10 protein-coding genes are annotated in these 14,197 nt (G+C 47.4%); all 10 read right to left on the bottom strand.

Translation table 11 applies throughout. The annotated features are described in order from the left end of the window. Positions 1-241: 241 nt before the first annotated feature. A complete protein-coding gene (gene galU / locus HMPREF1705_RS08035; protein WP_057940892.1) occupies positions 242-1,111 on the bottom strand; it encodes a UTP--glucose-1-phosphate uridylyltransferase GalU in 870 nt (289 codons plus the stop codon). Positions 1,112-1,142: 31 nt separating this feature from the next. Further along, complete coding sequence (gene glmM, locus HMPREF1705_RS08030) at positions 1,143-2,519, bottom strand: phosphoglucosamine mutase (RefSeq protein WP_009201301.1); 1,377 nt, start codon at positions 2,517-2,519, stop codon at positions 1,143-1,145. Between the two features lie 53 nt (positions 2,520-2,572). After that, on the bottom strand, positions 2,573-3,781 hold the full coding sequence (locus tag HMPREF1705_RS08025) for a CdaR family protein (RefSeq protein ID WP_009201302.1): 1,209 nt from the start codon (positions 3,779-3,781) through the stop codon (positions 2,573-2,575). Next, a complete protein-coding gene (gene cdaA / locus HMPREF1705_RS08020; RefSeq protein WP_009201303.1) occupies positions 3,762-4,598 on the bottom strand; it encodes a diadenylate cyclase CdaA in 837 nt (278 codons plus the stop codon). Before cdaA ends, HMPREF1705_RS08025 begins: the two co-directional genes overlap by 20 nt. Next, the gene (locus tag HMPREF1705_RS08015; RefSeq protein ID WP_009201304.1) at positions 4,595-5,701 is read right to left on the bottom strand and encodes an alanine/ornithine racemase family PLP-dependent enzyme; all 1,107 of its coding nucleotides are present in this window, start codon (positions 5,699-5,701) and stop codon (positions 4,595-4,597) included. Before HMPREF1705_RS08015 ends, cdaA begins: the two co-directional genes overlap by 4 nt. Further along, positions 5,698-6,540 carry a deoxyribonuclease IV gene (locus tag HMPREF1705_RS08010; RefSeq protein WP_009201305.1) on the bottom strand — a complete coding sequence of 281 codons (843 nt, stop codon included), beginning with the start codon at positions 6,538-6,540 and terminating at the stop codon, positions 5,698-5,700. Before HMPREF1705_RS08010 ends, HMPREF1705_RS08015 begins: the two co-directional genes overlap by 4 nt. Next, on the bottom strand, positions 6,531-7,220 hold the full coding sequence (locus tag HMPREF1705_RS08005; RefSeq protein WP_242603570.1) for an NUDIX hydrolase: 690 nt from the start codon (positions 7,218-7,220) through the stop codon (positions 6,531-6,533). The genes HMPREF1705_RS08010 and HMPREF1705_RS08005 overlap by 10 nt, the downstream gene beginning before the upstream one ends. A 33-nt stretch (positions 7,221-7,253) precedes the next feature. After that, positions 7,254-9,005: a pyruvate kinase gene (pyk, locus tag HMPREF1705_RS08000; protein WP_057940891.1), complete on the bottom strand. Its 1,752-nt coding sequence runs from the start codon at positions 9,003-9,005 to the stop codon at positions 7,254-7,256. A gap of 96 nt (positions 9,006-9,101) precedes the next feature. Next, positions 9,102-12,536: a DNA polymerase III subunit alpha gene (locus tag HMPREF1705_RS07995; protein WP_111089597.1), complete on the bottom strand. Its 3,435-nt coding sequence runs from the start codon at positions 12,534-12,536 to the stop codon at positions 9,102-9,104. Continuing rightward, the gene (gene dnaX / locus HMPREF1705_RS07990) at positions 12,514-14,187 is read right to left on the bottom strand and encodes a DNA polymerase III subunit gamma/tau (RefSeq protein ID WP_057940889.1); all 1,674 of its coding nucleotides are present in this window, start codon (positions 14,185-14,187) and stop codon (positions 12,514-12,516) included. The genes HMPREF1705_RS07995 and dnaX overlap by 23 nt, the downstream gene beginning before the upstream one ends. Positions 14,188-14,197 lie beyond the last annotated feature (10 nt).

Genomic DNA, 14,197 nt, shown 5'->3' with positions numbered 1-14,197 from the left:
AAGGCCTCTTTTGGTCGAGTTTTGCCATGATAATGGTGTTAAGCTTCTTGGTATTGCTGGCTATTGCGCCATTTTATATAGCTATAGCCCCTCTGATACCTTTAGCGATGTATATCTACATACTGACTAAACGATCGAACCGCTCGGGTTAACAGTCCACCGAACAGCGGGCTACTTGCTCTTATCGCGATCATTTTACAAGAAGCCCGCTACAGTTATAATTCAAATTCATTTTTCAAATTCATTTAATGATATTTTCATCTCTTAATATTTCTAAGGCAACGTCTTTCAGTTCGGGATCTTGAAGTCCCCTTCTTATGGTCGATCTGAACCAGGAAACCTTGGTCCCGCAATCGAGACGCTCTCCTTCGTAAACAACTCCCCAGATTGGCTCCTCCTGTGCCAAGCTTTTCAAGGCATCGGTGAGTTGATATTCGCCGCCTTCGCCCATACTTATATTCCTTATATGGGAAAAAATAGACGGAGACAGAACATACCTTCCCATTATGGCAAAATCGCTTGGTGCCTTTTCTTTCTTCGGCTTTTCAACCAAGTCATTTATCCGATAAACGTTGTCCGAATAGGGGGTAGCATCTACAATGCCGTACCTTTCCGTTTCTTCGTGAGGCACTCTTTCAAGTGCGATCACCGAGCCTCCAAATTTCTCCCGCACATCGATGAGCTGTTTAAGGACCGGTTTATCGGAGATCATGACATCATCAGTCAAAATAACCCCGAAGGGTTCGTTGCAAAAGGGTTCGGCACAGAGTATAGCATGCCCCAATCCAAGGGGTTCAGGCTGTCTTACATAGGCAAAGTCCGCAAGGGTGCTTATAGACGTGATTAAACGGTACAAATCTTCCTTGTTACGTTCCTTCAAAAGTTGTTCCAATTCGTAGGATCTGTCGAAATAATCCTCTAGTGCCCTCTTGCCTCTTCCGGTTATAAATATAATTTGACTACATCCCGATGCTACAGCCTCATCCACACCGTAATGAATAATGGGTCTATCGATTAAAGGCAACATTTCTTTCGGTATTTCCTTGGTAACAGGCAAAAAACGAGTTCCGAGACCGGCCACGGGGAAGATGCACTTTCGAACGCCAGACATTGACATACCTCCTTTATACTTAAGTAAAATGTCAAATAACCTCATCAAGCTCTTTATCTATCTTGTGAATTTGCGAAACCAGCTCTTTAGCTAAAGAACCCAAATCGAGACCCTTCCCCTCCAATAAAATTCGCACCATGGGCTCAGTCCCGGAAAGCCTGACAAACAGCCTTCCCCGGCCCTCTATTTTTCTTTCGTACTCTCTGAGAAGTTCCAAAAAAGCCGGATGAGATAATATTTTGTCTTTACTGCTCACCCTGACGTTTTGTAAAAGCTGAGGGTATGGAGAAAATTCATCGTTCAACTCGCTGATGGGAAGTCCGAGTTCATCGCAGGCTCGAAGGAACATCAAGGAGGTGCACAACCCATCGCCCGTTTGGACATAATCTTTAATAATTATATGACCCGATTGCTCCCCTCCGAGCAAGGAATTGGTCTTTTGCATAGTTTCATAGACGTAGCGGTCGCCTACGGGACATCGAAATAGAGGAATGCCTTCTTTGTTTAAATGCTCTTCCAATGCCATGTTGCTCATCACTGTAGCAACCACACCGCTACCCAGCGCTCCTTTTTTCTTAAGCCACCTGGCCAGCACCCATAGAATCAAATCTCCGTTTATCAGGCGACCTTTTTTGTCGACGAACAAGACCCTGTCGCCATCACCGTCGAAGGCAACTCCAAAATCCGCCCCCTCTTTCAAAACAGCCTCTTGGCATGTCTCGATAAACATCACGCCGACGCCCTCGTTGATGTTGAGACCATCCGGTTTATCGCCCAAAAAAACCGCTTTTTTTGGCTTCAGAGCTTCAAATACATCTTTTGCCGATTTTATCATTGCTCCATTCGCACAATCGATCACCATTTTGTATTCGGACAGAGAAAAACTGTCGACCTTTGCCAACATGTATTTTACGTAATCACCTATAGAGTCCTCGGCCTCAATGGAGACACCAATCGATGCCCCCGTTGGCCTCCACTCGTCCAACATGGAGTCCCCAAGGTACTCTTCTATGGCCGCTTCGTCGTCATCGCTCAGCTTTACGCCCCTTTTATCGAAGAATTTAACCCCGTTATACTCGGCAGGATTATGCGAAGCGCTGATGACAGCACCGCCCGCCAACTCGTATTGCCTAACTGCAAAACTGACCCCGGCCGTGGGGATAACGCCTAAAAGCAGCACATCAGCGCCAGCAGACATGAACCCTGCCTCCAGTGCGGATTGCAGCATTTGGCATGATAATCTGGTATCGGTTCCTATGGCAATTGTGGGTTTGGGTATCCCCCTTTCGGCCAAAAATAGGGCATAGGCTCTGGCCAAACGCAGCACCATTTCGGGGATCATGACTCCCTTATTCGCCACGTCTCTTACTCCATCTGTTCCGAATAAGCATCGTATTTTCTTGCCCATTGGACGTTCACTCCCATATTTATCATGAATTGTAATGCCTTACAGTTATCAGTCTAATCCAAAACCGTAAAGGTAACCCTGTCAGGATCGACCTTCTCGACGCTGATCCCTTTAACCTTTACTTCCACGTTTACGGGTATGGACAATCTCCTGGACACTATATTCGTAATATCTACATAGGCTACTATTGCGGGCTCCTTGCCTTCAAGGGAAGAAACAATGGACGGGGGCCCCTCAATGATCACATCCACTTTAGTGGGATCTATCTTCCAATTTCTATATATACCTCTGCCCCTTATCTCTATCTCCAAATTTTCGTATTTCATAGTAGCAATCCTTTGCTTTAATGTTACCTTCACGGTTACGCTTTTATCTCCCAATACATTGATCCCTTTCGGGACTGAAATGGGAAGTTGCGCTTCCATGTCTTCTTTTATTCCGCTTATATTCAGAGACTTTGTAGTGATGGAACTGATCCCGTTAAGTGTCACTTTCGACCCTTCCAATATCACGTTCCCGGGAGTAGTCAGAATGGACGTAACGATATAATCGGGATGAGGCTCCCCTTCAATGGGAACAAAGATGGGAACTTCTTTTTTTATCTTTACGATATCGACCTCAGCCTGAAAATCAACCCTGTCAGGGATCACTGTTACGCTCGACCATTCCTGCGATTGAGGCTCAAGCATCACCTTAAGACTTATCTTTTCGTTGGCAAGCAGATCGGCAAGAGAGGGAACGACGACTGCACCCGTTATCCTTTTCACATCGCTTTCTGTACCCCGTACGATCACTTGGGAGGGAGACACGATAACGCTTCGTAAAGCATATCCGTCGGGCAGCTGAGGCAATTCCGGCGTAACAGGGATCGCCCTTTCCGCACTCTTTTCCAATCTGAGATCCACCGTTGAGGGATTTACTGTTATCAATTGCAATCCCGTTGACAAAGATATCTTTACTGGGAGGGTATGTCGCCCCGGCTCCAATCCCTGAAGGTCGACATAACAAACTATGTCCTTTTCGGGAATAATGTTCGATGCCAAAAACCTGTTGGCAGCCACTTGAACCTCGACTTCCCTGCTGGGAAGTTGGATCGTAACCCCGCTAGGGACATTTCGAAGCTGCAAAGCCAGTCTGTAAGATCTTACCACATCGGTATTACTGTCTCCCGTGACATAAAACCACAGAAAAAAGGCGAGTACCAAGGAAAATACCTTCAAAAATGTCCTGGAGGAAAACAGATTATCGATCCATTTCATCATCTTTTACACCTCCAGAACGAAATGAAGCAAAGGCCTCACGGATCCTCTCCCACAGCGATGTGGGTTCGCTTTCGGAAAGGAAGTAGTGAAGGAGCAACTGACGCAATTGGTTTTCTTTAAGACCTCTGGAGAGGTGACCGCGTATTGCAAAGGAAACCTCTCCCCTCTCTTCCGAAACCACCAGAGATATGGCATCCGATACCTCCGTTATTCCTAAGGCTGCCCTATGCCTCGTACCAAGCCATCTTGAAATATCCGGATTATCGCTCAGGGGTAAAAAACATGAAGCCGCAATCACCCGTTCCCTGTCCAGGATGACAGCACCGTCATGGAGGGGATTGCCCGGCCAAAAAATGGATACCAACACCTCTTGAGAAATTTCAGCGTCCAGTTTTACCGCAGATTGCCACACGTCTTTGAGTCCCGTGCTCCTCTGAAGAACTATCAAAGCCCCTATTTTTTGAGATTGGAGATACAGTAGGGCCCTTAAAACCTCATCCGCCAAAGACTGCGCTTTCTCCCTGGATATGGCCCGTCTCCACAGGCTTCCTTTGCCTATTTCCTCGAGCATCCGTCGCAGTTCAGGTTGAAATACAATGGGAATGGCTATAAACAAAACGCCTAAAAACTTTCCTAATATCCACGACAAAGCTTCAAAGCGCAAAGTCCTGGCAAATACACTGACTAAGGCCAAGAGCAACAGCCCCTTTACAAGCTGCATGGCCCTTGTATCCATCAGCAACAAAAGGATGCGATATATGAGAAAGGCAATAATGAGTATATCTAAAATATCGCGCAAGGACAGAAATTTGATCATTCTGCTTCCGCCACCACTTCCACATAGGGCGACGTAGCAACTGCCAGCATCGCCCCATAATCTACCCTGAAAGCCAGAACGCTTCCCGGGGAAATTTTTTCGTCACACTCTTCGACGTCTAATATCATATGATCGCTCGACGCACCGAGGATGTGGATGCCTTTTTGAAGAGGTTTGATTCCTTCAAGCCTGACGTCTTGCTTGCCCAAGGCTAAAACAGCCCTAAGACGCACCCCCCTGTCCTCAAAAAAAGGCACATTGCCGAAGGCATCTGCTCCTATTTCGCCTACAGGCACACTCGGCTTTCGCCTGACCTCTATTACTTCGGCCTCTAGAAACATGGTATCCTGGTTCAGATAGGGAATTTTCCTTCCGCCCGTTACGTCAGTACCAAGCAAAATAGCTTCTCCTATTCTCAGCTGATTTATTTCCCGAGGCATCTCTCTCTTTTCTATCAACGCCAAAGAGGAGCTGCTTCCCCCCGAGTAGACCGCCAACTTGTAGTCAAGCAGGTCCTCGAGTTTACGACCAACCTCGACCAACCTGCCCATATTTTCGCGGGAGGGTAAAACGCCGCCATAACATCCGACATTAGTTCCAACTCCAAGGCAGTGAACCCTTTTACACTTCTTCAAAGCACTGGCGATCGTTTCTATTTCGACATCAGATGGCCATATACCCTCGCGCAGATCGCCGACGTCAACCATGACTACCACTTCATGAAACTTATTTTTAATTTTACAGGCTTCATCTAAGAGTAAGATCGTCTCACCCATGGAAACCAAGCTTACATCGGCCCAAGTCACCACAGCATCTGTTTCGCTTGGCATCGGCAGGCGCAAAAGCATACAAGGGACATTCATGCCTTCTCTTTTGAGATTTGCGATATTTTTTACGCGACTGTCGGCCAAAAAGGAACATCCTCCGTCGACCATCGCCTCGGCTACCTTTAGATTTCCGCAAAGCCCCTTTGTAACGCCGCCCGCCCTGATGCCGGTTTTTTTGCAAAGTTCTACCACTTTCGAAGCGTTATCCCGGATTTTTTCGAGCCCTATCCTAAGTTTGGGATTACTCCCCATGATCGTCTTCCTTTCGATAATCAATGTCCCCTCAGTTTCCTCAATAAAGCCAAATTACCCTCGTCGCCGCGGCCTTCCTTAGGGGTCTCCAAGAGACATGGCACCCTCTCCCAACGCCGATCGGTAAGTATATTTGCGAAAGCATCAATGCCAATATTGCCATCTCCTATATGAGCATGCCTGTCTTTTCTGCTTCCTCTCTCAAAGCGACTGTCGTTTAAATGCCAACATCCAACCCTTTCAAGACCGACGTACTTGCCAACCATTAAGATTAGGCGTTCATAACCCTCCATAGAGGAAAGCTCGTAACCGCTGGCAAATAGATGACACGTATCGAGACAAAGACCTATTCTAAAGTGGCCATCCAACAACTCCAAGATTTCGCCAAAATGAGCCAGATCCCCACCAAGGGAAAAACCTTCGCCTGCAGTGGTTTCAAGAAGCACTCTTGTCTTAAGCTCCTCGGTCCTTTCTAATACCTCCTTGAGGGCCTGTGCCACCCTTTCGATTCCCACGTCAACACCTGCGCCCCCATGAGAACCGGGGTGCAATACTAAAGAGGATATCCCCAGTTCGTTGCACCTCTTCAACTCCTCTACGGCAGCGCATATGCTCTTAACTCTCAGATCTCCCTCCGAAGCCAAATTGATCAAATAAGACCCGTGGGCTACTATTGCTTTGATGTCGCTCTCTTGCCACTTTTTGTAAAAGGCCATACTTTCTTCCAATTTTATGGGAGATGATTTCCACTGCAATTGATTTTTAGTGAATATCTGTATTGCCTCGCATGAGAGGCTTTTTCCTCTGTCTATGGCCTTCGAGAGGCCACCGCGAACGGATATATGAGCTCCTATCAAAGCCATCTACGCTCCAATGCTCCTCTAAAATATACGCCTGAATTGACCATTATCTTAAGCAAAATACGTGCCGTCGCACCCCATATCCTTACTCCGCTTTTGAGACGGTAAATAGGATATAGAAGGGAAAATCCCTCGCTCAGAGCAAAGGTCTCTAACTCAAACTTACAACCATTCGGGTCATCCAAAAAGAAGATAATGATCCTTTTGATTTCATTGGAATCTACTTTAACCTTTTTTAAATTATCAATATTTTTCAAAAAACCTACGACGGGAACTATCACAAAACCCGTCGTGTGAGTAAGCTCGGGATCTAACATGTCAACTACGCTAATTTCGCTAGAGGGCAAACCTGTCTCTTCCTCAAATTCACGTAGTGCTGTCTCGACGGGCCCTTTATCGTAGGGCTCCATCTTACCGCCGGGAAAGGCAATTTGCCCTCCGTGTTTGGGAAGGTCATCCCTTTTTTCGACCAGTAAAAGAGACGGCCTTCCCGCTACAGTCAACAGAGGCACCAACACGGCGCTTTTAAACAGAGAGGAGACCCTTACTCTGTCTCCATAATGTCTTGCCATCTCCTTTTCCATGCTCCTCCAATCGGAGGAAAAGGCCTTTCTGCGAAAGCCGGAGCGATGTCCCGGGCAAAATTCATCGCAATTTCTTCTATCATCAAACCCTACATCCACATCGCTACTCCTATCTGCTATTGCAATATCCTATTAATGAAGTTTTACATTCCCCTGATATACTACACCTCGCGAGCCATCTACCGTTATAACCATGCCATTTTCTAAAATGTTGGTCGCCCCAGCGGCGCTGACAATGCAGGGAATGCCCAATTCTAGGGCAACTATTGCTGCATGGCTGGTGAGGCCGCCCTCCTCCGCGATGATAGCCTGAGCCTTTTTCATGGCCGGTACATATGCCTTGTCAGTCTGCCGCACTACTAAAATATAACCGTCCTTCATCGTTGCAATGGCCGTATCGGGATCAAGGGCTTTGCAAACGACTCCCGAAACTACTTTTTTGATCAAAGACAAGCCCTTGACCAAAATTTTGCTGACCGGACGAACTTCTATCATGTTCGTCGTTCCGGGAATGCCCATGGGAACGCCTGCCGTCACTACGGCTAATTCCCCTTCTTTCAGAAGATTCCTTTCCTTGGCCGAAGCCAAAGCCCTTTCTACTGCTTCATCAGTGGTAGATATCTGGGGCTGAATCATCGGAATTACCCCCCACACAAGGGAGAGCTCGCGACAGGTCTTGACCTTTGGCGTGGCTGCGATAATGGGAGGAAGAGGCCTGTACTTGCTCACCATTCTTGCCGTGCTCCCGCTGCTGGTGAGAGAGAGTATAGCCCCTACGTTCATCTCCTCAGCTATTGAAACTGCTGCATGGCTCACGGCATCGGGCACGCCCCTGGCCTTTATGGGGATCGTCGCAGGCCTTTGCCACATACGATACTCCTTCTCTACCCTCTCCACAATATTTCTCATCGTCCGCACCGCCAGAACGGGATATTTGCCCTTTGCTGTCTCACCAGACAACATAACCGCATCTGTACCATCGAGAACTGCGTTCGCCACGTCGCTGGCTTCCGCCCTCGTAGGCCTCGGATTCCTTATCATGGAATCAAGCATTTGCGTCGCCACTATTACAGGTTTGCCGTGATATCTGCAAAGGTCAATAATCCTTTTCTGAACCAGCGGGACCTCCTCGGTTTGCATTTCAACCCCCAAATCCCCTCGGGCAACCATCATACCGTCAACCACGGAAATGATATCGTCCAGATTCATTACAGCTTGTTTTGTTTCTATCTTGGCGATGATCTTGATATCGCCATCCAGCTCTTCTACCACGCGCCTTACGCTAATGATCTCATCTCTCGTGCGGACAAAGGAGACGGCTATGTATTCCATGTCATGTTCAAGACCCCACTTTATGTCTTCAATGTCCTTTTCCGTCAATGCCGGCACTGAGAGATTGGCATCGGGGACATTAATCCCCTTATGTTCGCCCAACTCTCCGCCAACAACCACGCGACAGACGATATCATGACCTCTAATGTCTTCCACTTTTAAAGCAATAGTGCCATCGTCTATAAAAATATTCATCCCCGGTTTAACGTCCTCGAAAAGCTTTGTATGACTTATGGATACCCCGGACTCATCTCCTTCGACGGATTCGGGCGTCAACACAAAGACATTTCCTTCATGAAGGATGACCGTTCCGCGGTTAGCAAGAGAGCCTGTCCTGATCTCCGGACCTTTGGTATCGAGCATTGTCGCTATTGGACGCCCCAGTTCTTTTTCTATGCTCCTTATGTTTCCCAAACTTTTAGCATGTTGTTCGTACGTGCCGTGACTGAAGTTCAATCTCGCCACATCCATGCCCTCTTGGGCGAGCAGCTTGAGGACTTCGCGATCGCCACAGGCGGGACCTAAAGTACATACAATTTTAACCTTTCTCATACTCATCACTCCATAAATGCAAATTTATCAGGTGCAAATATATGCTTGCAAATAAAATGCAATCTCTTGATCATCAAAATCAAATCCCTGTACGGGTTAAACGGCGATCTCCAAGAAACTTCCCATCATACCCTCTATTTTTCCCTTAAGCTCTTCGCTTACGGTTACACGGGTATCGTTCAATAAGATGAAGGCCGAAAATCGGTCGTTATAGACCTCCACAAGAACTTGGTCTTTCCCGGGATAGCTCTTGCAAGTTCTGATCAAATTTCTTAGGATCGTCTCGTCGCAAAGGTGGTAGGGAATGCGAAGCCTAAAAATTTGACCTTTTTCTCTCTCGGCAACTTCTAAAGGAACAACGTCCTCGGCGATCATGGTCAACCCCCCTCCTCTTTCCTCGAGACGCCCCGACACCAAAATTACGGTGCCCGCCTGACAAAAGGCCTTTACTTTACCCCACATTCTTGGAAAGCACACCACTTCCAGCTTGGCATCCAGGTCTTCTACTCCCACAATCCCCATGAGATCGCCCTTTTTGGTATATTTCTCGGCTACATCTGTTACGATGCCTCCGACCAAGGGTTTCGCCTGAGGAGAACACCAATGGATGAGTTCGGAAGGGGTACAATATGCATATTTTCGTACCCTTTCTTCGTAGGCCTCGAAGGGATGCCCCGAAATATAGAGTCCCACAGCATCTTTCTCAAGCTCGAGCTTCTCGTGAAACTCGAAGTCCTCGATATCCACCAACGCCGGCTCTACATCTAAAGAATCGTTCCCATCGAGACTGAAGAGGCGCTGCTGAAACTTATCCTCGTCTAAGCGGGCACGCGCCTCCAGTAACACGGGAAGGGATTCCAGTATCTGGCGGCGATTGCTGTGCAATCCATCGAAGGCACCCACACCTATAAGGCTCTCTATAACTGATTTGTTCACCGCCCTCAGATCTATCCTCGAAACGAAATCCCACAAAGATTTATAGGGGCCTCCTTCCTTTCTCGCCTTCAGTATGGCCTCCACGGCCCCGGAGCCGGCCTTGGCGACGGCGGTCAACCCAAATCTTACAACATCGCCCACGGCCGTAAAACCGGCTTCGGATTCGTTCACATCGGGAGGAAGGACTTCAATGCCGTCACTCCTTACTTCCCTAACGTAACGAGCAAGGATTTCTTTTTTTGCGCCTATGTGACTTGAAAGAAAGGCGGCCAAAAATTCAACGGGGTAGTGAGCTTTAAGGTACGCCGTTTGATAGCTTATCATCGCATAGGCAGCGCTGTGAGACTTATTGAAACCATACCCGGCAAAATATTGTATCAAATCAAATATTTCGTTGGCCTGTTCTGCACTTACGGCATTTTCAAGGCAGCCTTTGACAAATACCTGTCTTTGTTCTTCCATCTCTTCGACCTTTTTCTTTCCCATTGCCCTACGCAGTATATCGGCTTGCCCCAGGGTATAACCCGCTAATCTAGCGGCAATCTGCATAACCTGCTCCTGATATAAAATAATTCCGTACGTTTCTTTCAGGGCCTCTTCCAACGCAGGATGGGGATAGCTTATGGGGGATCTCCCGTGCTTCCTTTCGATATACTGATCCACCATTCCGCTGCCCAAGGGTCCGGGTCTATAAAGGGCCAGAACTGCGATGATATCCTGGAACGAATCGGGGCAAAGTTTTTTGAGAAGCTGTCTCATCCCGGAAGATTCAAGCTGGAAGACGCCCATGGTATCGCCCCTCTGCAACATCTCGAAGGTTGCTCTGTCGTCCATGGGCAGTTGTGTCAGATCGGGGACCTTTTTGCCGTTTTTCGCTATATTCTTCAAAGTCTCTTCTATCATGGAGAGAGTTCTCAAGCCCAAAAAGTCCATCTTTACCAACCCAAGTTTTTCAAGGGGCTCCATGGGATACTGCGTCACTATTTGGGTACCGTTGATGGCTTTCAAAGGAACGATATTAACCAGAGGTTCGGGCGATATGACCACCCCGGCGGCATGCTGTGAGCAATGGCGGGCGATACCCTCGATGTGACTTGCGTAATCCAACAACTGTTTGACCTCTCTGTTGCCGTCATATAACGCCTTCAATTCGTGGGATAACTCTAACGCTTCCTCTATAGAGGAGACATTGAAGGGTATCAACTTGGCCACTTTGTCCACATCAGGATAGGGCATATCCAAAGCTCTACCTACGTCCCGCACGGCCGCCCTGCTTTTCATCCTATCGAAAGTTATTATCTGGGCTACTTTATCTCTACCGTACTTTTCCACCACGTAATCGATCACTTCATCACGCCGCTTATCGGAAATGTCCGTATCAATATCGGGCATGCTTATCCTTTCGGGATTCAAAAAACGTTCGAAAAGCAGATTGTATGTAATAGGATCGATCTCAGTTATTCTCAAGGCATAGGCCACCAAAGAACCGGCAGCGGACCCTCTGCCCGGCCCCACAGGTATACCCCTTTCTTTGGCTGCATTTATGAAATCCTGGACTATCAGAAAGTATCCGGCAAACCCCATTTGTTTAATAACGCCCAACTCATATTCCATTCGTTTTATGTACTCTTGCGGTATTTCCCTACCGCCGAACCTCCTGGCCAATCCCTCTTGGGCCTTCAGGGCCAAATAGCTTTCCAGCGTCTCGCCTTCGGGAACTTTGTACTCGGGAAGCATGTATTGGCCGAATTCAAGCTTGACATTGCATCTTTCCGATATATCGACAGTGTTATGCAGGGCATCCGACAGCTCATCGCCAAATATCTTCCACATTTCCACGGGTGAACGCAGGTAAAATTCCTTGGATCCGAACTGAAACCTGTTCTTGGAATTGACGGTGGAGTTGGTCTGGACGCAGAGCAATATTTCATGCCAGTCTGCATCGTAGCTTTCCAAATAATGAGCATCATTGGTGGCAAGAAGAGGAATGTTAGCCTTTCTGGCGAGCTCTATTACGTGCTTGTTGGCTACCGCCTGCTCCGACAGACCGTTGGACATAATCTCTAGGTAAAAATTCCCCTCGCCAAATATATCGCGATAAAGCAGGGCTTTTTCCTTCGCCTCGTCGTATCTGCCGCTCAAGATCAAAGAGGGAACCTCTCCGGCAAGACATGCCGAAGATGCGATCAACCCCTTGGAATATTTCGACAGCAAGTCATAATCGACCCGCGGTTTATAGTAAAATCCCTCCACGTTGGCTATGGAAACCAGCTTTACGAGGTTCCTGTAACCTTCTTCGTTTTCTGCCAAGAGCAGGAGATGGTAGTTCCCTCCCTGCCCTTCGCGTCTGGTATGCCCCTTTGGATCTACGTAAACTTCACACCCCATGATCGGCTTGACACCTTGCTTCATGCACTCGTAATAGAATTCTATGGCGCCAAACATCACACCGTGATCAGTCACCGCCACGGCTCCCATATCCCATTCCTTAGCCCTGGAGACCAGGTCTTTTATTTTTATGGCGCCGTCTAAGAGGCTGTATTCTGTGTGAACATGTAGATGAACGAATTTATTATTCAATATCAACGCCTCCATCTTCGTCTAGATCTTCTTCAATCCTCTTATACATCAACACATCGCCGTTAAGAAACATAGCTATATGTTTAAGAACCGCATCATCTTCTTTAACATTATATGCACGGGCCGAAAGAGGTTCGTCCCTTTTGGCTTCGACTTTTTCCTCGTCTTCTTCGGGTTGAAGAAGTTCTATTTGACCTTTTTCGGCGATATCCTCCGCATCGGGCACCCTTTTGGAGTATCTTATTTCTTCCTTTCCGCTCTTTACGACTATTTCCGAAATTTCGCCCATATGCCTTGATATTAAATCATAAAGATATACTCTATTTCGGTGTAACTTCAGAATATTATAATCGAAGGCTCGCTCCTCTGATACTTCTATAACAACCTCTCCCTCGCCCCGCTCGACCTTGGAAGAAATCAATGCGCAATAAATGGGAAGAGCTTCCTCAATTAATTGATTCATAATTTTTTGCCATTGAACGTTTACTGTTTGAACATCGACCTCATCCCTGCTGCTTTCAGTTGTCGCAATCTCCGGTTCTTTCACATGCTCTTGAACATCGTTGCGAAGGGAAATGACGGCTTGCTCCATTTTTTTCGTTCGCGCAAAGAACATGCTCGCAAGGATGTCATCTTTTACGCCCAACTTTGCCTTTAAGCTTAAATCAGCGCACAACTCCATTGCCGAAAAGAGATTTGAAGTGTCCCAGGAAGAAGTCTCCTCCTCCAAAAACCGCTTTTCCTTTTCGGACAGTTCCAACTCTTCAACGACTTCATCCCCTAAGGCCTTATAGGCCCACATGTCCCTGAAGATAGAGAAGGCTATTTCAAAAAGCCTTTCGGCCGTTAAACCCCTTTTCAAAATCTCCCTCATTTTTGCATAGCCCTTTGACGGATCAAGGGCCATCAACTTTACCATATCCTCCAAAGTGCTTCTGCTGCCCCCAAAAAGGAGAACAACGGAATTTAAAGTCAGGGCTTTTTCTTCCAGCGAGAGTGCCTGTTCAAGCAAAGTCAAAGCATCGCGCAACGACCCGTCGGCCTGTCTTGCCAGCTCCCAGAGGGCCTCTTCCTCGTAATCAAAGCTCTCCTCCTGTGCTACGCGACGCAGTCTGTTTACGATATCGACAGAGGAAAGTCGGTTGAAATAAAAACGAAGACAGCGAGACCTTATGGTAAGCGGGACCTTTTCCGGCGCCGTCGTGGCCAAGATGAAAACCACTCTCTGCGGCGGCTCCTCAAGGGTTTTTAAAAGAGCGTTGAAAGCAGCATCGGTCAACATGTGAACTTCATCTATTATGTATACTTTATAAGACAACGAGAAGGATGCAAGACCTATCTGCGACTTCAGATTTCGTATTTCCTCGATTCCTCTGTTGGAAGCTCCGTCTATTTCTATTACGTCCAGGGATTCTCCCCTTGATATTGTTTTGCAAACCTCGCAACAGTCGCAAGGTTCCCCTTCCCAAGCATCGGGACAATTGAGCGCTTTAGCAACAATCCTGGCCACAGTCGTCTTGCCGCAACCCCTGGGCCCGGAGAACAAAAAGGCATGCCCAATTTTTTTCGACCTTAAGGAGTTCCTCAGGATTTTGACAATACCTTCCTGGCCGACCACATCGCTAAAACGACCGGGCCGATATTTTCTGTAAAGGGAAATGTACATTGAGAGGCCT

It is taken from the genome of Acetomicrobium hydrogeniformans ATCC BAA-1850 (assembly GCF_000160455.2).
Classification (GTDB): Bacteria; Synergistota; Synergistia; order Synergistales; family Acetomicrobiaceae; genus Acetomicrobium; species Acetomicrobium thermoterrenum.
The sequence above is the reverse complement of the archived record's forward strand: the minus strand, read 5'-3'. Positions and strand labels throughout refer to the sequence as shown.